General features: G+C 60.1%; 20 protein-coding genes. 10 read left to right on the top strand and 10 right to left on the bottom strand.

Annotated elements, in window-relative coordinates; all coding sequences use genetic code 11:
- The first annotated feature begins 71 nt into the window (after positions 1–71).
- Positions 72–1079, top strand: coding sequence for a DUF4424 domain-containing protein (locus tag PY649_RS19695; protein ID WP_285870307.1), 1008 nt, complete (start codon positions 72–74; stop codon positions 1077–1079).
- 230 nt (positions 1080–1309) lie between these two features.
- Positions 1310–3250: a methyl-accepting chemotaxis protein gene (locus tag PY649_RS19690; protein ID WP_285870306.1), complete on the top strand. Its 1941-nt coding sequence runs from the start codon at positions 1310–1312 to the stop codon at positions 3248–3250.
- 44 nt (positions 3251–3294) lie between these two features.
- On the opposite strand, the gene PY649_RS19685 is transcribed toward PY649_RS19690, so the two are convergent.
- On the bottom strand, positions 3295–4086 hold the full coding sequence (locus tag PY649_RS19685; protein WP_285870305.1) for an NAD(P)H-dependent oxidoreductase: 792 nt from the start codon (positions 4084–4086) through the stop codon (positions 3295–3297).
- Between the two features lie 93 nt (positions 4087–4179).
- Here PY649_RS19685 and PY649_RS19680 point away from each other — a divergent pair, with 93 nt between their 5' ends.
- The 3 genes from PY649_RS19680 (at position 4180) to PY649_RS19670 (ending at position 7879) form a co-directional block, all read left to right on the top strand.
- Complete coding sequence (locus PY649_RS19680) at positions 4180–5112, top strand: LysR family transcriptional regulator (RefSeq protein WP_285870304.1); 933 nt, start codon at positions 4180–4182, stop codon at positions 5110–5112.
- 138 nt (positions 5113–5250) lie between these two features.
- Complete coding sequence (locus PY649_RS19675; RefSeq protein ID WP_285870303.1) at positions 5251–5733, top strand: hypothetical protein; 483 nt, start codon at positions 5251–5253, stop codon at positions 5731–5733.
- A 70-nt stretch (positions 5734–5803) separates the two neighbouring features.
- Positions 5804–7879, top strand: coding sequence for a sigma-54-dependent Fis family transcriptional regulator (locus tag PY649_RS19670; protein WP_285870302.1), 2076 nt, complete (start codon positions 5804–5806; stop codon positions 7877–7879).
- Positions 7880–8044: 165 nt separating this feature from the next.
- Here PY649_RS19670 and PY649_RS19665 read toward each other — a convergent pair whose 3' ends face one another.
- The 7 genes from PY649_RS19665 to PY649_RS19635 all read right to left on the bottom strand — a co-directional run bounded on the left by PY649_RS19665 (position 8045) and on the right by PY649_RS19635 (position 16028).
- Entirely contained in the window at positions 8045–9676 is a 1632-nt protein-coding gene (locus PY649_RS19665; RefSeq protein ID WP_285870301.1) for a molecular chaperone GroEL, read from the bottom strand.
- Positions 9677–9762: 86 nt separating this feature from the next.
- Entirely contained in the window at positions 9763–10572 is an 810-nt protein-coding gene (locus PY649_RS19660) for an iron-sulfur cluster assembly protein (RefSeq protein ID WP_285870300.1), read from the bottom strand.
- A gap of 5 nt (positions 10573–10577) precedes the next feature.
- Positions 10578–11600, bottom strand: coding sequence for an amidohydrolase family protein (locus PY649_RS19655; protein WP_285870298.1), 1023 nt, complete (start codon positions 11598–11600; stop codon positions 10578–10580).
- 70 nt (positions 11601–11670) lie between these two features.
- Positions 11671–12039: an MmoB/DmpM family protein gene (locus tag PY649_RS19650; protein WP_285870296.1), complete on the bottom strand. Its 369-nt coding sequence runs from the start codon at positions 12037–12039 to the stop codon at positions 11671–11673.
- 18 nt (positions 12040–12057) lie between these two features.
- The gene (locus tag PY649_RS19645; RefSeq protein WP_285870294.1) at positions 12058–13116 is read right to left on the bottom strand and encodes an aromatic/alkene monooxygenase hydroxylase subunit beta; all 1059 of its coding nucleotides are present in this window, start codon (positions 13114–13116) and stop codon (positions 12058–12060) included.
- 53 nt (positions 13117–13169) lie between these two features.
- A complete protein-coding gene (locus PY649_RS19640; RefSeq protein WP_285870292.1) occupies positions 13170–14255 on the bottom strand; it encodes an NADH:ubiquinone reductase (Na(+)-transporting) subunit F in 1086 nt (361 codons plus the stop codon).
- A gap of 99 nt (positions 14256–14354) precedes the next feature.
- On the bottom strand, positions 14355–16028 hold the full coding sequence (locus PY649_RS19635) for an aromatic/alkene/methane monooxygenase hydroxylase/oxygenase subunit alpha (protein WP_285870290.1): 1674 nt from the start codon (positions 16026–16028) through the stop codon (positions 14355–14357).
- A 501-nt stretch (positions 16029–16529) separates the two neighbouring features.
- Between PY649_RS19635 and PY649_RS19630 the strand changes: the two genes are divergently transcribed.
- The 4 genes from PY649_RS19630 to PY649_RS19615 all read left to right on the top strand — a co-directional run bounded on the left by PY649_RS19630 (position 16530) and on the right by PY649_RS19615 (position 18699).
- Positions 16530–16985, top strand: coding sequence for a hypothetical protein (locus tag PY649_RS19630; protein WP_285870289.1), 456 nt, complete (start codon positions 16530–16532; stop codon positions 16983–16985).
- A gap of 80 nt (positions 16986–17065) precedes the next feature.
- The gene (locus PY649_RS19625) at positions 17066–17398 is read left to right on the top strand and encodes a hypothetical protein (protein WP_285870287.1); all 333 of its coding nucleotides are present in this window, start codon (positions 17066–17068) and stop codon (positions 17396–17398) included.
- Complete coding sequence (locus PY649_RS19620) at positions 17395–18504, top strand: WD40 repeat domain-containing protein (RefSeq protein ID WP_285870286.1); 1110 nt, start codon at positions 17395–17397, stop codon at positions 18502–18504. Before PY649_RS19625 ends, PY649_RS19620 begins: the two co-directional genes overlap by 4 nt.
- A gap of 18 nt (positions 18505–18522) precedes the next feature.
- The gene (locus PY649_RS19615; protein WP_285870285.1) at positions 18523–18699 is read left to right on the top strand and encodes a hypothetical protein; all 177 of its coding nucleotides are present in this window, start codon (positions 18523–18525) and stop codon (positions 18697–18699) included.
- 86 nt (positions 18700–18785) lie between these two features.
- Here PY649_RS19615 and PY649_RS19610 read toward each other — a convergent pair whose 3' ends face one another.
- Together PY649_RS19610 and PY649_RS19605 are read right to left on the bottom strand one after the other, a co-directional pair.
- Complete coding sequence (locus PY649_RS19610) at positions 18786–19079, bottom strand: ribbon-helix-helix domain-containing protein (RefSeq protein ID WP_349644434.1); 294 nt, start codon at positions 19077–19079, stop codon at positions 18786–18788.
- Between the two features lie 175 nt (positions 19080–19254).
- Positions 19255–20307, bottom strand: a complete 1053-nt coding sequence (locus PY649_RS19605; protein ID WP_285870284.1) for an NAD(P)-dependent alcohol dehydrogenase — start codon at positions 20305–20307, stop codon at positions 19255–19257.
- A 232-nt stretch (positions 20308–20539) separates the two neighbouring features.
- Here PY649_RS19605 and PY649_RS19600 point away from each other — a divergent pair, with 232 nt between their 5' ends.
- Positions 20540–22435 (top strand): sigma-54-dependent Fis family transcriptional regulator, encoded by a 1896-nt coding sequence (locus tag PY649_RS19600; protein WP_285870283.1) that lies wholly within the window; start codon positions 20540–20542, stop codon positions 22433–22435.

The raw sequence follows: 22435 nt of genomic DNA, 5'->3' as shown, positions 1-22435 counted from the left end.
CGAATGTCGGCGTTGACGCTATGCGGTTGCTCGCCATAATCGCCACAAACCGGTGGTAGATGGGGGTTCGAATGCGCGGAGTTTGCGGCTATGCGATGGCTATGGCGATGTTTGCCACGCCAGCCTTGGCGAATGACACCATGGCGGAGCTGAAGACCGGCGGCTTGGCCTATGTCCGCACCGGCGACATCAGCATGGAGGACGAAAAGCTCTTCATTTCCCCGACGGAGGTGAAGGTCGACTACATCTTCCAGAACACCTCGGATAAGGATGTCGAAAGCGTCGTCGCCTTTCCGATGCCCGATATTGAGGGCGATATCGACAGCATCGTGGCAATCGCTGACGTCGATGCCGACAATTTCCTCGATTTCACTGTCGCGCAGGACGGCAAGCCGATCACGCCGACCTTGCAACAGAGCGTCACCGTCGCCGGTATAGACATGACGGCGGAGCTCAAGGCGCACAACATCCCGCTGCTGCCGCTCAGCAAGGCGACGCTGGACGCGGTTGCGAAGCTGCCGCCTGAGCTGCTCGAGGATTGGACGGCTCGCGGCCTCATTGCCGATGACGAATACGACAATGACGGCCAGGGCATGAAGCATCATCCGACGCCGATGTGGACCCTGCATACGACCTATTGGTGGCGCACCAGATTTCCGGCTAACGCCAATATTAGCGTCCAGCATCGTTACAAGCCGAGCGTCGGCGGCACGGTCGCCATCACCTTTGCCGGCGAAGACGATTACAAGAAAGCGCAGCTCAAGAGCTATCAGGCCAAATACTGCGTGGACGACGCCCTCGTCAAAACCGCCGGCAAACTATCCGCAGCCGCCGACAAGGGTGGCCGCGGCTATACCGAAAGCTGGATTTCCTACGTGCTCAGCACCGGCGCCAACTGGTCCGGCCCGATCAAGCATTTCCAGTTGACGGTCGATAAGGGCAGCCCGGACAACTACGTCAGTTTCTGCGGCACGGGCGTCAAGAAGACCGGCCCGACAACTTTTCAGATGACCGCAGAGGATTTCTACCCTGAACACGATCTGGATATTCTGATCCTCAACGCGGCACCCCAGAATTAGGGTATCGCTGCGCTTATTGCACCGCACAAAATTAAGTGATTTTAAAGTTGTAGCGCCTAGTTATGCATACGATTGCGATTATCTGTGTCGGGGATAATCGCCTGCCATGATGGCTTCGCCCCTTTTGCGCCCAATCATGCTTTTTCTCTGAATTTTCGAACATCCGGCCGCGCTCCTCCCGGCAGGCCCGTAGATGTTTACCAGGACCAGCGCTCAGGAGGCGCTCGCCCATGTTTGCGAAAAACCTTTCTTTGAATGGCAAACTCGCCATCACCTTTGCCGCACTTATCGCTATTTTCGCCTGCGTTTCCGCATTCGTTTACGCCAAGGAAGACGTATCCGCACAAGCCGCCGCCGAACAGGTCAAGTCGCAGCAGCTCGTCAATCTGATCGACGATTCCCTGCAAGCCATGCTTGAGCAGGCCGTCAACCTGCGCGGCTTCCTGCTGCTGCGCAGCGACAGCACCTATGGCGACGTCGGCAACAATCGCGCTCGTATGCTGAAAAGCATCGCCGCCGCCAAGACGGTTTCAGCCGATGAGCCGGACCTGCTCTCGGCGATCGACGGCATGCAGAAGGCCGCCGACCTCTACTTCCATCAGCTAGCCGAGCCGCAGATGAAGGCGCGCAAGGAAACCGAGATGCCTCTCGATCAGATCGTCAAGATCGGCCAGAACGAGACGAAAGGCCAGCTCGACGGCTTCCGCGAGGCGGCAGCCAAGATAAAGCAGGCCGCCCGCGCCAAGGCCGATGCCCTGGCTGCCACGCAGGATGATGCCAATGCCGACCTGCGTCTGACACTGATTGCCGGCGGCATCATCGCCTCGCTGGCCGCAGCCGTGCTTGCCTGGCTGCTCGCGCGCACCATCGTTCGCCCGATCGTCGGCATGACCGCCGCCATGGATCGCCTGGCCAGCGGCGAACACGATATCGACGTGCCGGCCATTGGCCGTGGCGATGAGGTCGGCCGCATGGCCGATGCCGTCCTCGTCTTCAAGGATGCAGCGATCGAGAAGTTGCGTCTTTCCGGTGAGACCGAGCGTATGCGCGGCGACGCCGAGCGTCAGCGCCAGATGAGCGACGAGCAGAAGGCTCGCGAAGAGGGCGAAATCCGCTTCGCCATGGAGTCGTTGGCCAGCGGGCTTTCCGTGCTTGCCTCCGGCGATATCGCTGCGCGTCTCGATCGCGCCTTTGCGCCGCAGTTCGACAATGTTCGCGCCGACTTCAACAATGCCGTCGATAAGCTAGAAGCGGCCCTGCAGTCGGTCGGCCGCAACGCATCGGCGATCAATGCGGGAGCCGGCGAAATTCGCTCCGCCGCCGACGATCTTGCCCGCCGCACGGAGCAGCAGGCGGCCGCCGTCGAGGAGACCGCAGCAGCCCTCGAACAGGTGACGACGACGGTTCGCGATTCGGCCAAGCGCGCCGAAGATGTTGGCCATCTCGTCGAGCGCGCCCGCCTCGGCGCCGAAAGGTCCGGCGAAGTGGTGCGCAAGGCGGTCTCCGCCATGCAGCAGATCGAAAAGTCCTCGGGTGAGATCAGCAACATCATCAGCGTCATCGACGACATCGCTTTCCAGACCAACCTTCTGGCTCTGAACGCCGGCGTTGAGGCTGCCCGAGCCGGTGATGCTGGTAAGGGTTTCGCCGTCGTTGCCCAGGAGGTCCGAGAGCTGGCTCAGCGTTCCGCCAATGCCGCCAGGGAGATCAAGGCGCTGATCACTACGTCGAGCGATCAGGTCAATACCGGCGTGTCGCTGGTCGGCGAAACCGGCAAGGCGCTGGAGACGATCGTTTCCGAAGTGCAGGAGATCAATCGCCACGTCGGCGCCATCGTTACTGCGACCCGTGAACAGTCGACGGGCCTGCAGGAAATCAACACCGCCGTCAATAATATGGACCAAGGCACGCAACAAAATGCTGCTATGGTCGAGGAACAGACGGCCGCCAGCCATGCGCTCGCGCGCGAGGCCGCTTCGCTCAACGATTTGCTGCATCAATTCAAGCTCAGCGATGCATCGCAGACGGCTTCCGCACGACCGGCAATGGCGACGGCGCGCTCAAAGCCGGCCGCTTCTCCGGCACGGGCTTTGGGGCGAACGGTCGCCAAGGCTTTTGGCGGCAGGGCAACGGCTGCTGCGGTCGCTCAGGACGAGTGGGAAGAACTCTGATGCGTCTTTGGCCCTCTCCTTAGGGGAGGGCCATTGCACTGAGGTTAACCGTCGGTGCCGTTCAGATGAAGTGCGAAGCCGGTCGCACCCGGATCACCCAGCTCGGTGCGGAGCTGCATGCTGGGGATCAGATAGTCGCCGCCATTCTGCTGCCGATAGGGGGTGGGCGAGGTGGTTTCGATCGTCCGCATCCTCTCGCGCAAGCGTTCCGCTGCCGATTGGAAGCCGGCCTCGTCGAAACGATCGACTCTATAGACCACGAAGGGCGGAAGCACCTCGTAGCCCGGATAATAAAGGATGCCGTGATTGATCGGAAATAGCAGATCGTCGATCGGTCCGTTGATTCCGCGCGCAGTATAATGCTCTTCCCAGCCGCCGGCGGTTACGATCAGCATTGCGCGCTTTCCAGCGAGAGTTCCCTCTCCGTAGCGGTCACCCCACCGCTTATCGCTGTGTTCACCCACCCCATAGGCAAAGCCATAGGCGAACACTCGGTCAATCCAACCCTTGAGAATTGCCGGCATGGTGAACCACCAGAGCGGGAACTGCAGAATCAGCATATCGGCCCACGACAGCTTTTCGATCTCGGCTTTGACATCCTCGGTCAGCACATTGGCCTCGAATGCCTTTTTGGAAGCTGCGATCGGCACGAGTTGAGCATCGGGCGTTAGCCACGGAAAGTCGGCACGGTCGATGTTGGATTTCCAGCCGTCGGCATAAAGGTCCGACACGCGCACCTCATGGCCCTGGGACTCGAGCTCCTCGACGGCGACGTCGCGGAGCGCCCCGTTGAGCGAGCGCGGTTCGGGATGGGCAAAGACAAGTAGAACTTTCATGGATCGGTCTTCCTGGTTGGTCGGTCGATCTCACGCTAGATCGTGTAGCGATAATCCGCTATATGCAGGGAATGCATAAGATTATGCCAAATAATGGATAAGTTGGACGTCACTCTCGAGCGGATGCGCACCTTCGTCCGGGTCGCCGAACGAGGGAGCCTGTCGGCGGTTGCGCGGGAACTCGGTGTCGGCCAGTCGACGATTACGCGGCATCTGCGGGAGCTGGAGGAAGCCGTGGGTGTGGCTTTGCTCAGCAGAACCACCCGGCGTGTCGCGATGACCGACGAGGGTAGCCGCTATTATGACAATTGCGTTCAAATCCTGCGCCTCGTCGAGCAGGCCAGCGATGAGGCGCGGGGCACACGCGGCGCGCCCGCCGGCACGATCCGGATATCCTGCACGGCGGCTTTCGGAGTCTTGCACGTCAGCCGACTGATCTTTGCCTTTCAGGACCGCTATCCTGACATCGGGGTCGACCTCAGCCTGACCGACGAGCGCGTCGACCTCGTGCGCGAGGGTGTCGATGTCGCACTTCGCCTTGGCCCGCTCACCGACAGTTCGATGAAACTGCGAGCCCTCGGCCAGTCCCGGCGCTTGCTTGTCGCGGCACCGGAGTATCTGGCGGCACGGGGAAGGCCGACTGGCCCACAGGACCTTTCCGGCCATGAGGGCATCCGCATGTCCAACGTTGCCGGCAGCGATGTCCTAAGCTTGCGAGGGCCCGACGGTCAGCACCATGCCGTTCCATTCGCAGGACGATTTCGGGTCGATCATGGCCTTGCCGCGCGCGAGGCCCTCGTTGCCGGGCGCGGCATCGCACCCGCCCATCGATGGCTTGTCGATGATTTCCTGGCGGCTGGTCGGCTGGAGGCGATCCTGCCGGACTATTTGCCGCCGCCGGTTCCACTGAGCATGTTGATTGTCCCAGATCGCGCGGGCATCGCGCGAGTCCGGCTGCTGGTTGACTTTCTTGCCGGGCAGATTGGCCTCATCCCGGGAATCGAAAAGCCGCGGCCGGAGCGCTAGCCGCGCCGATGCCGCATTCGGGTACCACCTTGCGGCCCCGATCCTCATGTAGGATACTCAGAATCCAGCTATGCAGTAGCCGCCAAAGACACTGCCAAGAAATTGCATAGCTAGGCCAGACGGAATCTGGGAGGATTCATGGTCGAGATATTTTCGAAGCGCGACGGTCCGCGCCGGGAGGATGTGCAGGTCAAACGTCTAATAGAGCAGAACCGGGGTGTCATCACCAAGCTAGCGGATCAGCTCAGCAACGGACGTTACTCGGAACTGAGAAAACCGAAGCCGACACCGCAGGCGGAAGGCCTGATCATTCATATCGGCGACGGCGAAAAGCCCGAACCTCATCCCGAACCCAGAGTGAGAGTGACCGCCAACGGCCGTGTGGTCGCCGTGGACATTGCGTCGGGGCGGCAGCTAAGGCACTTCGGCGACATTCGGGATCGAAGAGGCACAAAGATCTTCATACTCGCGACCAGTGCGAACGGCTTCATCGCTCCCCTGGAGGATGACGAGATCCGGTTGCTGGCGGATGTCGACGGCGTCACTATCGGACCCTCCTACTCGAATATTGAGCTAGCTTCCGATATCGGCCAAAGGATCGACATTCCTCCCGAGACGTGACTGCGGCAGGCCGCGTTTTGATCGCAAAGCCGTTTTAACGTCAAATCCAACTTAAATGCGGGGTGCACGCATGAAGCAAGGTTCGCATACGGCAGGAAGCCCGAACCCTTCTCGGTCAGCACATGTCGGTGAGCTGGTGGCCGCCGATGCAGCGTTCCACTCGACTTACGATGAACTGATAACGATGCGGGCCTGGGAAAGCCTGCTGGAGGGACGGCTCGAATCGGCCCGTTCCTATCTGCCGGTCAGGTCGACGATCGGCGACTCCTGGTATCGCTGCGCAAATGGCGGCATCGATGCACAGCGCAACGAAGCACCACTGGAAACCGACAAGGATGTCGTGGAAGCATTGGCGAGAGGCAGCTCCGAACTGCTTGTTGCGGCCAAGCGTCCGTTTTCCGCCATCGGCAGGATGCTCAATGGCACCGGCGCGATGCTGGTTCTCGCCGACGGCGAGGGTGTACTGATCGATGTCATCGGCGACAAGAAGACCATCTACGACGGAATGGACATTCATCTCGGAGTGGGTGGCAAGTGGACCGAGGACGTTGTTGGCACCAACGGCATCGGCACGGCCCTCTGGACCGGCGAACCGGTCTTCGTTCACGCCGCCGAGCATTTCTGCGCGGGCATCAAGACATGGACCTGTGCCGGTGCTCCGATCCGCGATCCCTTCGATGGGAAGGTGATCGGCGTTGTCGATCTTTCTGGCCATCCCGACATTTTTCGGCCGCACAATATCGCGCTGGTGGCCGCAGCGGCCCGCGAAATCGAACGGGCGCTATCGGACTCGCAGAATGAGGAACGCATCCGCCTGCTCGAAGCCTTCATCGCGTCGGCAAGCCATCACCATTCCAGCGACGGCGTCATGATCATCGACCGGCAGGGGCGCGCCGTCTACAGCAACAACGTACCGATTACCGAGAAGAAGCGTTTTGGCGACATCCTGCAGGATGGCAGTCACTGTCGGTTGCCGGAGCTGACGAACTCCGGCTTTCTCGACAACATTGCCCGCGCCCTTCCGCGAGACATGCAATCCTGCCACGTACGTCCGCTGGAGTTCGACGGACATGTCCGCGGCGCGGCGCTGGTCTTTCCGAAAGCCTCAATCAGCAAGACATTCCGTATCGGCGGCAGCGAGCCGTCGCAGCGGTTGAAGGAGGCGCGCGCGCAGATCGTCGGCGAAAGCGACGCGCTTCTCGCCGCCATCGACGTCGCCTGCAGGGTCGCCGAGACGAAAGACGTGACCTCGCTGCTGATCGAAGGCGAGACCGGCGTGGGCAAGGAGCTGTTCGCCAGGCTCATCCATGCCGGTGGCGGGAATTCACCGGCCAACCCCTTCATCGCGTTCAACTGCGGTGCGATCACCAAGGAACTTTTCGGAAGCGAGCTGTTCGGCCATGTCAGCGGTGCCTTCACGGGGGCATCTCGCGATGGTAAGGCCGGTGTATTCGAACGCGCCAACGGCGGCGTCCTCAGCCTCGATGAGATCGGCGAGATGCCTTTGGACATCCAGCCCTTCCTTCTACGGGTGCTGGAGGAGCGCGTCGTCCACCGTCTGGGCGACAGCCAGGCGCGGCCGGTCGATGTCAGGCTTGTCGCCTCCACCAACCGGGACCTGAAAGCGGAGGTCGGCGCCGGCCGTTTCCGCAGAGACCTGTTCTATCGGATCAGCACCGTATCCATCCGTATTCCGGCACTGCGGGAACGTGACGGCGACAGTCTGCTGCTGCTTGAACATTTCAACCGACGGCTGGCGGCACGCAAGGAGATAGAGCCGCTGCATTTCTCGAACGAGGCGCTCGACGCGCTCCTCGCCTATCATTGGCCGGGCAATGTCCGCGAATTGCGCAATCTCGTGGAGCGCCTGCATCTGCTCACCCGAAACGGCTTCATCGACATTGACGATCTGCCTGCCGACATCACCGAACTGTCTGCCGATCCTCCCGCTCGGCAGGAAGCCTCGATCACAAAAGCAATGGACAACCCCGTCTGCAGTTTCGAAGAGGCAGAACGACAGGCGATCAAGAATGCGCTCGCGGCCGAAGGTGGCAATCTTAGCAAGGTAGCGCAGCGGCTCGGCATATCGCGGCCGACGCTTTACCGGAAACTCGAGCAGTTCGGCATTCGCCGCAGCTTCGTGTGATTGCCCACAACAGAGCCCTCTTTAACATCGGGCCACAAAGAGACCCCATGACATTCCCTGTCATGGGGTCTCTTTGTGGCCCGATGAATTTCACATACATTTCGGTCACATCGATCGCCGTGAATGTCGTTCTTTCGCGGCGATCGATGGCGCAGTTTGCAACGGTCACGGACGACCGAGTTTCTCCGCTCCGCCACCGAGCGCAGGCCCCGCCGTCGGATCCTCGTCCTCGGCAAGGTCGCCAATTAGCGTCTCGGTCGTCAGGATGAGCTTGGCGACGGAGGCCGCGTTCTGAAGTGCGGTATAGGTGACCCGGACCGGGTCGATGATCCCGGCTTCGATCATGTTCTGGTATTTTCCGGTTGAGGCATCGTAGCCATAGCCGCCATTGATGCGGGTGACTTCGGATACGACGGCATCGGGATCGCCGGCGGCATTGGTCGCAATTCTCCAGAGCGGGCGGGCAAGCACGGATTGCACAAGGCGGACGCCTTCGCCCACTTCCGGCGTCGCAGTCCTGATCACCTCATCGAGCACGGGAGCGATCTGCGCGAGTGCGGAACCGCCGCCCGCGACCACCCCTTCTTCGGCGGCCGCGCGAACCGCGTGCAGCGCATCCTCGATCAACTGGATCGCACGCTTCTGTTCGACGGGCGTGACGCCGCCGGCATAGAGTATCGCCGTGCCGCCGGAGAGCTTGGCCAGCCGTTCGCGCAACTTGTCCTGCTCGATGTTCGGCGGAGCCAGCTCGTACTGTCGTTGTACCTGGGCACGGCGCGCGTCGATGACCGCCTGATTGCCGCCGCCGCGCACGATCGTCGTATGGGTCGAGCTGGTTTTGGCGCGCTCGGCCGAACCGAGATCTTCTGCCGTGACGGCCTCCAATCGGCCTCCGAGATCGCGGGCGATCACCCGTCCGCCGGTCAGGATTGCCAGATCCTCCATCATCGCCTTTCGCCAGTGGCCATATTCCGGCGGATGGACGATCAGATATTTTCCGGACCCATGCCGGCCAAGCAGGGTCACGACCACTTCGGGCGACACTTCTTCCGCTACGATCAGCAGCGGCCGATCGGCTTTTTCGGCAATGGCGCGCGCAGCATCCAACGCCGCCGGCTCCTTGATCTTCAGATCTGTCATCAGGATGAGGGGCCGGTCGAGCACAGCCTCCATCTTCTCCTGATCGGTGACCATGTGGTGAGAAAGATACCCCCGGTCAAAGGACATGCCCTCGACGACATGCAGCGTGGTTTCGGTCGTGACGCTGAAATCGGTGGTGATGACCCCGTCGGGGCCGACCTTCTCGTAGGCTTCGGCGACCAGCGCGCCGAGTTTCGGATCTGTGGCGGCGATATTGGCGACCGCGGCCAGCGTGCCGTTGCCCCTAGCAGGCTTGGCGGTGGCTTTCAGCGCTCCGATCACCTTGTCGACCGCAAGATCGATGCCCTTGCACAGGTCAACCGATTTTGCTCCGCGTTCGCTCGCCTCGATGCCCTTTTGCACCAGGGCATTGGCAAGGACGATCGCGGTCGTCGTGCCGTCGCCGGCGATTTCGTTGGTCTGCATCGAGACCTCGCGCACCACCTGCGCGCCCATGTTTTCGAAGCGGTCGTGCAATTCGATCTCGGAGGCGATGCTGACGCCGTCGCGCGTCACCATTGGCGTACCGAGGGGACGGTCGATCATCGCATTCATCCCCTTCGGGCCAAGGGTCGGCTCCACGGCCGCGGCCAGCTGGCTGACCCCGCGAGCAAGCGCGCGACGGGCTTCGGAATTGTGTAACATCACTTTAGGCATGACTCCTCCTTCCGCCTGACGGGCGGTTTGTTGATTTGGGGCCTTATGCTGAGAAGGCCGTTGCTTTGGTCGCTTGAGGCCGGCCTTCAGCTACGCGTCGAGCAGCCGGCCGTCTGCCGCGCAGGAACCCGATCCAGAATGAAATCGACCAGCGTGGGCTCGCCGTCGATCATCTCGACTTCCTTGTAGCGCGTCTGTTTCAGCCCGCGGCAAAGCGCGCCGTTGAACTCCATATTGATCCGTACGCTACGCAGCTCCGCGAGATAGAGAGCTAGAGCCTCCGCCTCGATCCGCTTTCCATCCCAGCGAACGATCGCGGCATCTTGCGGCTGCAGGCCTTGCCTCCGCTCTTGCAGAGCCTCCCGATAACGCGCTCTGCCTTTCGCCGGCTCGTCACTGTTGGCGGCGAGGCTATCGAAGCCATCCATTGTCATGGCGACGATTTCCGAATCCGACAGGCCCATGCGTCTCAATTCGAGGATCACCGACTCCTGCCGGCGTTTGAAAGCCTTCTGCCTGAATGTCCCCCGCAGCGCCTCGAGGTCTGTGTCCTCGGCGAGCGATCCGAAAATTTCGGCGAAGGTCTTTCCCTCGGAAACGCCCTGGTTCACCTCCTCCGCGAACATGTGGTCGTGAAGGGTAATGCGATGGGATGGTGACCATGACAGGCTTTCCAATGCTGTCCTGACATCCTCAAGCATGAGGAACGCAAAATTCGGAGAGCACCAGTAGGTCGGCAGGCGGAAGTCGATGTCGACATGACCGTCGGCGGCGATCTGCGCTTTCTCGACGAAGCCCATCTCTGTGACCGGCTCATCCAGTTCGGGATCGTTGACCCCTTCCAGGCGCCGCCAGAGTTCCCTCTGGCGGCTTTCGAGTTGATCTAGGAGGATCATTCCGGCTACTCCGCGGCGATGCTGATGGGCGATCCGGCAAGGGCCTTCTTCTTCGCCGCAATGTCGATGTTGTAGAGACGTGCGGCGTTGAGGCCGAGGATCTTTTCCTTGATCTCGGACGTGAGGTCTACGCCGCGCTCCTTCTTGATGTCATCAGGCAGTTCGAAGGCCCAGAGTTTCTCAACCAGCCAGCGCGGTGTCCAGATCGCGTAGTCGGAGCCGAACAGGATCTTTTCCGGACCGATCCAGAACAGAAGTTCCGAGATCACCTCAGCGAAATAGCGCGGCCGCGAATGGATGAAGGGTAGCGCCACGGCGAGGCCGCCATAGACATTCGTCTCCTGCACGCCGATCCAACAGAAATCGTCGAGGCGCGGCAGGCCGCAATGTTCGATGATCCAGTTGAGGTTCTGGAAATCGGTCGCGGCGTAATCGACGTCATGCACGTCGAAGGCATCCTTGCTGAGCGGTATGATGGTCGGGCCCTTGTGGACGTGGATGTTCTTGATCCCGAGCTTTTCGCAGAGTTCGAAGCAGCGATAGGCCTCAGGGTCGTTCAGCTTCCATCCTTTGGAAGCGCCATTCCATTCGGCCGTATACATCTTCACACCCTGGATATCGTAGGTCTCCTTCATGTAGTGGATGTATTCGAGCGCCTTTTCCCCGTCGCGCGGATCGAACGAGCCGTTGACGATGAAGCGCTCGGGATAGCGCTGCGCCATCGCCGCATTGCGCTCGATCGTGTTGAAGCCCGTCTTGTAGAAATCCTTGAGATAGGTCGATTGAACGATCGCAACATCGTCCGGACCGTCGACGAATAGGTCCCGGTAAAGATCATCTGCGCTATACTTTTCGAACTTGCTCTTCTCCCAAAGCTGCTCCTTCGGGCTCAGCGCGGTGTGATAGCCATAAAAGCATTCGACGAACTGCTTGCCGTGGATGTTGCGCTGGTTCTCCGGGCTTCCGTCCCAGAAATGCGTATGACCGTCGACGACGAAAATTTCCTTGCCTTCCGGTGTAAGATACATGGTGGTCTCCTCTCGATTTACCGTTTCGCCGTGGCGCGCACCTCCTCGCGCGCGCCACTCTCGCCCAACGTCAGATGTATTCGAAGACCTCGTCCATGTTGCCGAACAGAATGACGGTGTTGTCATCGATGCGGACCATGCGGCCGTAGTGGGTGGAGGTGTTGACCTCGAAGATCTCGGCGGTCATTTCGCGGCCGAGATATTCGCTGATCTCGTCCATCTTGAAGATGAGCTTGCCCTTGCCGTCGATGCGGATCATCGCAGGCTGGTAGGTGACGGTGACGCCAGGTTTCTTGCCCATGAATTCGGCGATGGCGCGGGCCTCGACCGAGTCGTTCATGGTGACGCCACACTGATCCGAGATCGTTTGCTCGAAGGTGATGTCCTTCATCGACTTGAAGATATTATCGTGCGACGCATCGCGTGCTACGGTTGACATGCCAGAATCCTCCCAGGATTAGCGCTTCAGACCAAGTTCACCGAGAATGTTGCCGATCCGCTCCTCGGATTGAGCGCGGACGTCGGCGAACGAAACCGGCTTGGAGTGGGGCATCGACCAGATCGGCTGCAGGCCGAGCGCGGCCTTGTCAGCAAGCGCGCCATGCTTTTTCACCCAGCTCTGGAAAAGCTTGCGGTTGGCCTCCCCGTGGGACGGATCGTTGGCAAGCACATAGATCAGGTCGATCGTGTTGGCGAGGTTGCGCTCGTAGTCGGCCTCGGCGGCGGAAATCACCGGCGGGGTGACGAAGTCATGGTTTGCCGCAGCCGCCTGCATCAGGAAGCCTGAGCGGAAGAGTTCGCCGACCAATGGCTCGAACACGATGTTGATGGCAAAATACTGCTCGAGATAGTCCGCCGTACCCATGATCGTTTCGACGGCCTTGCGCGTATCCTGCCAGACGCCGTCCTCGAGCCAATGCTTCTTGCCGAGCTCGTCATCCCAACCTGGGATGTCCATGCCTATTTCGGCGAGGTAGAGCGTGATGTCCTGGGCAAGGCGAAGCTTGTAGGACGAGTTGGTCAGCGTGGCATTGTTGATCATCTGCGTGTAGCCGTAGCGCTGCGCCTGCATCAGCGACGTGCCAAGTCCGAATTCGACGTGTTTCCACGCACCGAGATGCGCCTGCAGGATCTTGATCCAGGCCTTGTCGAAAGCCTTTGGTGCGCCGGCGCGGCGTGCATTGGCGATCACACTCTGCACCATTGTCTCGATCTTCGACTGGCGCTGATAGTGCGTGCGTTCCCATTCCTGGTCCGGCGCACGGAAAGCATGCCAGTTGGAGCTTTTGGCGGCTGTGTTGTCCTTGACGTATGCGCCCTTGCCGTCGGCAAAGGAGATGATCCAGTTCTGGATGAGATAGCGTTCCGGATCCGGCTGGACGTCGACTGTGACATCCTCGTAATGGGTGGCCCGCTGGCCCTTCGGATCGAAGTAGCGGTATTTGCGGCTGTCGGAATCGGCAAAGATCGCCGCTCCGGCGGCTCCTGACCCGACTGAACTCGATAATGCTGGCATAGTTCTCGCTCCCATGTTGCGTTACAGTGTTGCTGTTCGGTCTCCGTCCAGCCTTAATGCCCGGGCGTTCCTCCTCCGGACGAAGTGGTGAATTTGTCAAAGAAGATGCGTTCGGATTCGAAGCCGTTCATGAAGAGAACCGGTTGCAGGGCATCGATCATCGGCGGAGGACCGCAGGCATAGACGTCGCCATTGCCGTCCAGCGCCAGCTCCTTGAGCTTGGCGTCGACGCTTTCGTGAACAAAGCCGCGCTCGCCCGTCCAGCCGCTATCCTCGGCGGCGTGCGAGAGCACCGGAATGAAGGTGACCTCCGGATGCCGGGCGACGAGATCGTCGATCCTGTCGAGATGGAACAGATCCTCGCTGGTTCTCGCGCCGTAGAAAAAATATACCGGCCGTGTCTCACCGCTGAGGAGATGATCGTTGAGGATCGACCAGACCGGCGACATGCCCGATCCCGCGCCGACCAGAACTAGGGGTCCTTCTCGATTTTCGCGTCGGAAACAGGTTCCGTAAGGTCCGACGACGGTGACGGCGGCTCCGACCTGGATTCCTCCGGAATCGAGCTCTCCGGAGAATTTTCCTTGGGGGTATTTTTTGATGATGAACGAGAGTTCTTGGGTTTCGCGCGGCGTATTTGCCATGGAGAACGAGCGCGTAATCGTCTCCCCATCTTTCGTGGTGACTGTGATGTCGACATACTGCCCCGCCCAGAACTTGATTGGCGAACCGAGCTCGATTTCGATGCCGCGAATGTCATGGGTCAGCTTTTCGATCTTCGTAATGCGGCCTGTATAGGTTTTGACCGCGATCGATTTTGCGAGAACCTCCTCATCGTAATTGAGAAGTTCGACCTCCATGTCGGAATAGGCGATCGTCCGGCAGAGCAGGATGTGTCCGGAATCTTTCTCCATATCGTTGAGTGCGAAGGTCGAATATTTCAGCAGGTCGACTTCGCCGTCGAGCAGCACGCATTTGCAGGCGGAACATTGCCCTTCCTTGCAGCCATGCGGCAGGGCAATGCCTTGGCGAAAGGCAGCGTTCAGAACCGTTTCACCGTTTTCTACCTCGAATTCGACGCCGACCGGCTCCAGCCGCACCGTATGGACCGGTTGATCTATTTTTTGCGCATTGGCCATTTGCAACTCCCAATTCCTCTCCGCTCCGCCTCGTGAAAGGAGAACGGCCTCTTCCCGGAATGTGGCGGAGGCCTTCGCGGCCTCCGCCGGATCGGCGCCTTAGTTGAACGGCGTGATGGTGAAGCCCGCGCGATATTCGGCGAGGTGCTGCTCACGCTCGGTCGGGGACATCTGGCGCAGCAGCGTCAGGGGAGACTGCAGCGTGTGGCCGCGGACATCGTCGAGCGTCCACATGTCCTTGCCGTCGAACCGCAGGTGCGGCTGCGGGATGAGCGTCTTGCCGTCGGAACGAACGAAGTTGAGGTCCTTGATCGCGTCGGCGAGGTCCCAGCCGTGATAGAGCGACTCCCACTCGCGCTTGCCGCTAAAGCGGCCCATTGCGGGCGTCGGCCGGCCCTGGTACTCGTCGGCAAAGGCTTCGACGGCGGTCCAGCGGTCCAGCTCATGGGCGAAGGTATGAAGCTGACCGTCGATCTCATCGACGACGATGTCTTCGCGGATGACCGCGGGAACCAGGCAGCTCCAGCAGCGATGGGGATAGACGTAGCCGACTTCTTCGTTGAAGGTGATGATCTTCTCGCCGCGATGGCTGAGCTTGTCATACCATTTCCAGAAGTCGCCGAACTCCGCATACCAGCCTGGATATTTTTGTTCGAACCACTCGAAGTCCGCCTCGCGTTGGGCTTCGATGCGCCAGAAGTTCACTGGCCAGCCGACAGCAAAGAACTGAGCTACCTTGTGGACGTAGTTCTTCTTGGTGATGCGGTTCCAAGCTTCCTGCACGTCGTCGTGGTGGATCTTGATGCCGTATTTTTCGAGGGGCAGCATGTAGGTGCGGTAATAGTCCTCGAAAATCCAGCGGTGCCACATTTCCGCATAGGATTCCTTGTTCTTGTCGCGATTGGTGGTGCCGTATTCGATGAACGTGCCGATAGCGGCGTCGACGATCGCGTGGTTCTGCCAGAAGGCGTAACGCAAGTCGCGCTCCAGCAGTAGGTGGTTTTCCGGCTCCTTCAGCGCGGCCATCAGCAAAGAGTGGCCGTTGCCGATGTGGCGGCTTTCGTCGGACTGGACCGACAGGAAGACGGTCGGCAGGGCATAGTCGCCGTTACGGGCGGCTTCCGACGGCATTGCGACGAAAAGCGTGTTGGTGAACGCCGTCTCGGCAACGACGGTCAGGTAGAGGCAGGCGGAGGTCATCACGTCGCCGGTGATGAAGCCCTCGCCGAACTGACGTCCGATCGTCGTGGCATAGCACTTGCCGAAGGCTTCCTCGGTGATGTCGAAGCCGGCGGGATCGATGTAGTTTTCCATGTACCATTTCTTCAGGTTCATCTGGATCGTCGAGTGACGGAACTCGTCGACCATCTGCATCGTGAAGCCGGTACGCAAGTCTTCGCCAGGAGCGATACGCGCGACCATCGCCATCGAACGGGCCGCGGAGATTTCCGGGAAGGGGATGATCGCAAGGAAGAGCTTCATCCACTCGACCCAGCGCGGCTCCACATTGCGGAACATGTCGCCACGCAGGGCGGCATCGAGAGCGCCGTAAACGCGATTATCCTTTTCCTCCTGCATGGGGAAGTAGGAACGCAGAACCTGCTTCATCGGATCGCGCGGCGCCTTGGTGATTTTATAGTCCGTCGGAAACGTCATCGCTTCCTGGACGTAGGTGGGATTCCAACCAAGGTCGGAAATCTTCTTGGTTGCCTCACCGACGGAAATACCGCGCTGTGAGGTAATCTTGTTCAGCGTCAAAGACGACATCGTCATTAGCCTCCACTATCTAACTATCTGCCGCAGGCCCCTCCGGCCCCGGCTGGAACGGCGCGCAAAGCACCGCGAGCGAAAATTGAAACGGCAAGACAAAGCTGCGCCTGGGCGCGTCCCGAAGTCCGGCCATTCAAGTGGATTACGGCAAAGGTATTCCGGAGGAACGCTGGACGACTTCCGTCCAGGCATCTTCGCTAGTTCCTCCTCCGCTCCTTCGTTCTTCTAGCGTCGCTTTGAGCGCGATGGCTTCTTATGAAAAGATCGATGCAAAGGCTGTGCCAAGCTAGAAATGGGCTTGTTTATCGCATCTGTAACAAGGGAAATGGGGATCAGTGTAACGTTATTTTACAATCGTAATTCACAAATGTAATTTTTATAGCGGCGTTATATCTGCTGTTTAATTTTGCGGTCTCGAAAAATATACGCAAAATGAATTTTTATTATTGATTTATATTTTAAGTCTCGTTCTACTAAATAGGATTGTCGACTTTGGAAACCGCCATGGCAGACAGACATCAAAACCCGCCGCTATCTCTCCACGGCGACGTGACCACGGAACTCGCCCGGAATATGGCGCGTGACCTCGTGTTCGTGATGCGTTTCATGGGGGAAAGTCAGTATTTGATGCAGAGCCATTTCCACGATTTCATCCTTAGGGAACTGGCGGCGGCGAGCGTGACGGCGGAAACACATCCGATGATCCACGCCTTCGCGGAGAGGCATGCGATCTTGCTGCGCGACTTCGTCTTCTCGGGCGTTTCACTGTCACGGCAGTTCCGTGTCGAGGAGATGGAAGAGTTGACGGGAGATCCAATGATCCGGGTGGATGTCTGGGATCAGCTTCGCAGCCACATCGCGATGGCCGAGGCTCAGTTCAGAGGGCAGTTGCCGGAATTGCCGGTCATTCTCGACGCTTGGAAAACGCCAAAGGATCCGCGCGGCAACGATCAGAAATGACGTTGTTTCAGTGAATTCCGCCGCACTGTTGCCACGCGCCGGAATAGGCCGGCTTGGCAGTGGAAACAGGGGAGTTCGCAATGGCCGATCAAGACACAAATCTACTCGACGCTCTGGTGCGCGAACGCGTTTCCCTTGTTTCGGCAGTTTCGGCGTTGACTGCCAAGGCGTTGAAGCTCGCCCAGGCGATTTCCGGGGTCGACATGGACATCCTCAGGCTCGAGCTTGAGATCGGTCGAAATGCCCCGAGCCCCCAACTGGTGCAGGAATTGCATGAGAGTCGGGAGAATGCAGCGCGGATGCAAGCGGCTCACGACGACTGCCTGAATGAGATAGCGGCCGCGGAAGAGGAAGTTGCCGGCGTGGACCGGCAGATCGCGGCGGCACGCCAGAGCGGTGGAGGATTTACATGAACCAACAGACTGTACCCAATCCCGGACTGTTCGACTTGCTGGCCCGCGAATGGCAATGCCCAGCCACTCGCCTCTGTTTCAATCATGACGACACGATGCTCGCGATTGTCGGCGCAGACGGTGCCGTCGCAATTGCACGGCTGGCCGACAACGAGCCGCCGGAAGCCCGTATCAAGATCGAGAGCGGACAGATGACGATCAGTCCGCGACAGGGGAGGCCGGCGCCGCTGATCCGGACGAGACTGAAGGACGGCGCGGCTGTTTCTGCCTGCCGGGGAGGAGACTTCCTCGTCTTGACGGCAAATGGCGAGCTCCTTCGCCTGAGCCGTGCCGGCGAACCCGGTGCGCGGCTTCTCGCTGACAAGCCTCCCATTGTCGCCTTTGACCGCAACGCTTCGTCCGGCGTTACCGCAGCCATGGCTGCGGACAGGCTCTATCTGCAGTCCGGAGAGAGAGGGTCGGCGAGCGAAATCGGATTAGAGGGTCTGACGGCCGATATCCTGTCGATTTCCGAGGATGGCAGCATGATCGCGCTTGCCGGTGCGGACGGGCTTATCATTTGCCGGGCCGACCTATCAAGCCGACCGGAGCGCCTGGCGACTCTGCCGGCGCGGCCGCTGTCGTTGCAGTGGAGCTTCGACGGCCGGTGGCTGGCATGCGGTCTTGAGACAGGTGGATTGCGCCTGCTCGACACAGCGAGCGGGCGCATGGCCAATCTCACCGATTTTCCCGGTCCGGTTGGCGTGCTCGGCTGGAACCGTGCGGCCAATGCCCTCGTCGCAACGGGTGCATTCCGCATCGCCGGATGGTCTATGGATACGCCGCCCTTCGATGCGAATGCCACGGGTGCGCTCGGCACTGGCCGGCCCGGTCTCGCTATCGTGGAGGCAGTCGCGGCGCATCCTGCCAATCGGCTGGTCGCGGCAGGCTATGCCAATGGTCGAATCGTCGTCGCGCAGATCGGCTCACCGGAAGAACTGATCGTGCGCCAGGCGGGCGGCGCGGTCCACGAATTGCGATGGAGCAACGACGGCAATCATCTGGCCCTGGCCGACAGCCTCGGCAATGTCGCCGTCGTCACCTTTCCCAAACAACTCTTCAAGTAGCAGCGAGTGGAGGACATCATGCAAAAGGAACTGACGGCAGAGGAAAAAAGCAAGGACGCCTTTTTCGAGAGAATTGCCAGGCTATCCCAGGAAATGGTTGCCGAGCACGGCAAGGATTTCAGCATGGGCGCCCTGGTGCTTGGCGCGCGATGGATCGCCGAAGGACGTGCTGACACCGACAGGAAGACGAATTGACAATTTAGCCGCCGCCGGCGTCATCAACGGTGAAGCCGGCGGCGGCAAAACATGGTTTGCAGATCGAGACAACGTCAGTGGCCGATTCAGGCCAGGCGCGGCAGGTCCCGGTGCATGTTGCGCTCTTCACGATAGAGCAGACAGACCGTGCGGAGCACGGAAGCGAGATTGGGTGCGCTGCCGTGCTGCTCCAGCGCTTCATAATAGAGTTCGGCAATAAGTTTCGAGGTCGACATTCCCTCTACCGCGGCCATATCTTCCAGCGCTCTCCAGAATGCATCCTCCAAACGCACGCTGGTCGAATGCCCGGCGATACGCACCGAACGATTGACTTTCAGAAACCGCTCGCGACTTTGTGTCGTTAGCATCCTGCACATCATGCTTTTCTCCTCCCTGCCCATTCAGTGTAATTTGCCAAGGCGACTCTGCGAGAGGCTCGATACGCCGACGGCCGGTGTCGGCGAACACCAATCCATCGGCGTTTGGCGGGATCCGAAAGGCCTGTTGGCCACGGTCAGACCCCGTTATTTCGGCCCTTGCGTTATCTCCGCGAGCTCAGGGGACAAGCACGGCGCGGCCGTGGATCTTGCCATTGTGGAGATCCCTGAGCGCCTGATTGGCATCGGAGAGCCGATATTCAACCGTCGTCAGATCGACCAGGCCGCGATCGGCAAGTGCCATCAGCTCGACCAGTTCGGCCCAGGTGCCGACCAGATTGCCGATGATGTTCTTCTCGGTGATGACCATATCCACCGTCGGCACACGGATATCCTCGCCGTAGCCAACGACATAGTAGCTGCCCATGGGCCGGGTCATGGCAAGCCCCTTGGTCGTGGTGCCCTTTTCGCCCACGAAGTCGATCACGGCCTCGGCTCCTTGTCCGCCGGTCAACTGCAGCACCGCTTCCACCTCGTTGCCATCGGCCTTGACCGTCTTGTCGGCACCGACCTTGCTGGCAAGCGTCAGCGATGCCTCGGACTTGTCGACGACGACGACGTCTGCAGCGCACATCGCCTTGAGGCATTGGATGCCGATATGACCGAGACCGCCGGCGCCGATGACGACGCAGGTTTCGCCGGGCAGAAGATGCCGGGTGGCCTTCTTGGCGGCCCGATAAGCCGTCAAGCCCGCATCCGCGTAGGGCGCAACTTCCTTCGGCGCCAGCGTCTTCGGCAGCGCGACGATGTTGCGTTCCGACGTGCAGAGGTATTCGGAATAACCGCCGTTGCAATCGAGCCCTGGGAATTTGCCCGGGCCGTGCATATCGAAGCCCCGGCGGCAGGCAAGGCAGGTACCGCCCGAAATCTTCGGGTGGACGATGACCGGGTCGCCGACCTTGATGCCTTCGACCTCCTTGCCGACTGCTTCCACCCATCCGGCATTTTCATGGCCCATGATGAGCGGCAGCAGATTGTTGCCGTTCGGGTCCATATGCGGACGCCAGACACCCTCGATGATGTGGAGGTCGGTGCGGCAGACGCCAGCTCCCCCTATCCGGACGATGACATCCGTCGATTTACTGATGACAGGATCCGGGACGTTCTGAAGCGAGACCCATTGGTCCGCCGTCAGCGCATCGTCGTATTTCGTGAGCACCTGTGCCTTCATGTCGTTTTTCCTCCTCTTTCAACAGAACATGTGTCCAGTTGTCCCGAAAAGAGTGGCAAACTCCGTGCCAAGCGTGGGAAACAAGTAAAATCAATAGGTTGGGTAATGCTCCGGCTTGCTGCGATGTTCAGCGGGTGGACGCTCGTCTGCTTCGACTGTTCAGTTTGTGTCTATTGCAACGGGCATGGCGCGGCCCTATCCTTCGAAAATGGGTGACGCATGAGGAGGAGCCATGCAACATCTCTCGGGTATTGATCGCGCGCGTTATGCGCTTGAGAAGGGTCAAAGAATTCCTGTCGGCGCCCTGCAGCCGGCCGTTGCCGCGAGCTGGCAACGTTGCCGCGACATCGGCCTTAATCCCCACAAACCGCCGCAGCAGAAAGTCATCTCGTTTTCCGATATCAAGCGCAGGCGCGAGGCGAAATCGGCCATGCGCGATCTGGCCTTGGCGGAAATGCAGTTGCTCTATTCACAGATCGCCGGCTCCAACTTCATGATTGCGCTCGCGGATGCCGACGGCATCGTGCTGGATACGATCAGCGACCAGCATTTCGCCGACAGCGAGGCAGGGCGCACCATCCTGCCGGGCAGCGTGTGGAGCGAAAATGAACGCGGCACCAATGCGCTGGGTCTTGCTGCCGCGGTTGGAACATCCGTGGCGATCTATGGCCGGGAACATTATTTTGCCGGGCACGGTCACTTGAGCTGCATGGCGGCTCCGATCCTCAACCCGCATGGCGAGATATTTGGTCTGCTCGACGCCTCGTGCACACATGAGGCACGGCAGGAACATACGCATGCGCTCGTGCGCATGGCGGCAGCGCAGATAGAAAAAGGGTTGGTCTATCGCGAATGTTCCGACAGCTTCGTCTTTGCCTTCCATCCGCGCGTCGAATATCTCGATACTTTGTCCGCCGGTCTCCTATCCGTCTCGCCGGACGGTAGCGTCACGTCGATCAACAATCGCGGCAAGACGTTGCTGGCTGGGCTCCCCGCGATGCTCGGCAGCCACTTCGACACGCTATTCGAAGCTGGATTCGGGGCCGCGATGGACGGCCTTCTCAATGGCGGCTGCATTCGTATCCGCGATCGCGCCGGCAGCGGCGTGTTCATGATCTGCCGGCAGATCGGCCAGGGTCGCCTCGCCGCGCGCAAGTCACCGGCGTCAGCTATTCCGCCGCTGCTGCAAAAGCAGGACATGCCGGATTTCGTCTGCGACGACCATAGCGTAAAGCGGTCGCTCGGCGATATCTCCAGCGCGGCGAAGCTGCGCATGCCGATACATATTACCGGCGAAACGGGCACCGGAAAGGAGCTGATGGCGCGGCACATCCATCGGGTCAGCGGCCGCAAGGGCGAGTTCGTCGCTTTGAACTGTGGGGCTCTGCCCGAGGACCTCTTCGTCGCTGAGATGTTCGGACATGAACGTGGCGCCTTCACCAATGCCCGTGTGGAGGGTGCACCGGGTCTTGTCCGCAGCGCGGATCGGGGAACGCTGTTTCTCGATGAGGTGGCGGAAATCCCTCTTGCAGCCCAGACCTCGCTGTTGCGCTTCCTCGACAGCATGGAAGTGCGGGCCGTGGGCGGCCAAAAGGTCGACAAGGTGGACGTACAGATTGTTTCTGCCACCAATCGCGACCTTGAGCGAATGGTCACCGAGCGACTTTTCCGGGCCGACCTGTATTACCGGCTCAACGCCTTCACCGTGCATCTGCCCCCGCTTAGGGTGCGCAGCGATTTTGCGGCGATCGTGCGCTATCTGATGGAGAAGATAGCGCCCGGCACGCCTGTGACCGATGCGGCGATCGCCAAGCTCTCGATGAGACACTGGCAGGGCAATATCCGCGAACTGAAGACGGTGCTGCAGCGGGCGCTGGTAAGGCGACGCACGGACTATATCGATGAGGATTGCTTCGACGAAGCCGTGCCTGCCCTCAGCCCGTCCGAGGACTGCTGCGAGGAATGCCGGCGCCGTCCACTCAGCCGCGCGAAATGCCAGGAGATACGCTCGGTCTATCGCAAGACCAATGAGAACGTTTCGCAGACCGCCCGCGCCCTCGGCCTTTCCCGGACGACGGTGTACAAGCATGTTGGTACGCCGAACGGGTATCGGACGCGCGTAGACTAG

Source organism: Rhizobium mayense (assembly GCF_030272705.1).
GTDB lineage: Bacteria > Pseudomonadota > Alphaproteobacteria > Rhizobiales > Rhizobiaceae > Rhizobium > Rhizobium mayense.
The sequence above is the reverse complement of the archived record's forward strand: the minus strand, read 5'-3'. Positions and strand labels throughout refer to the sequence as shown.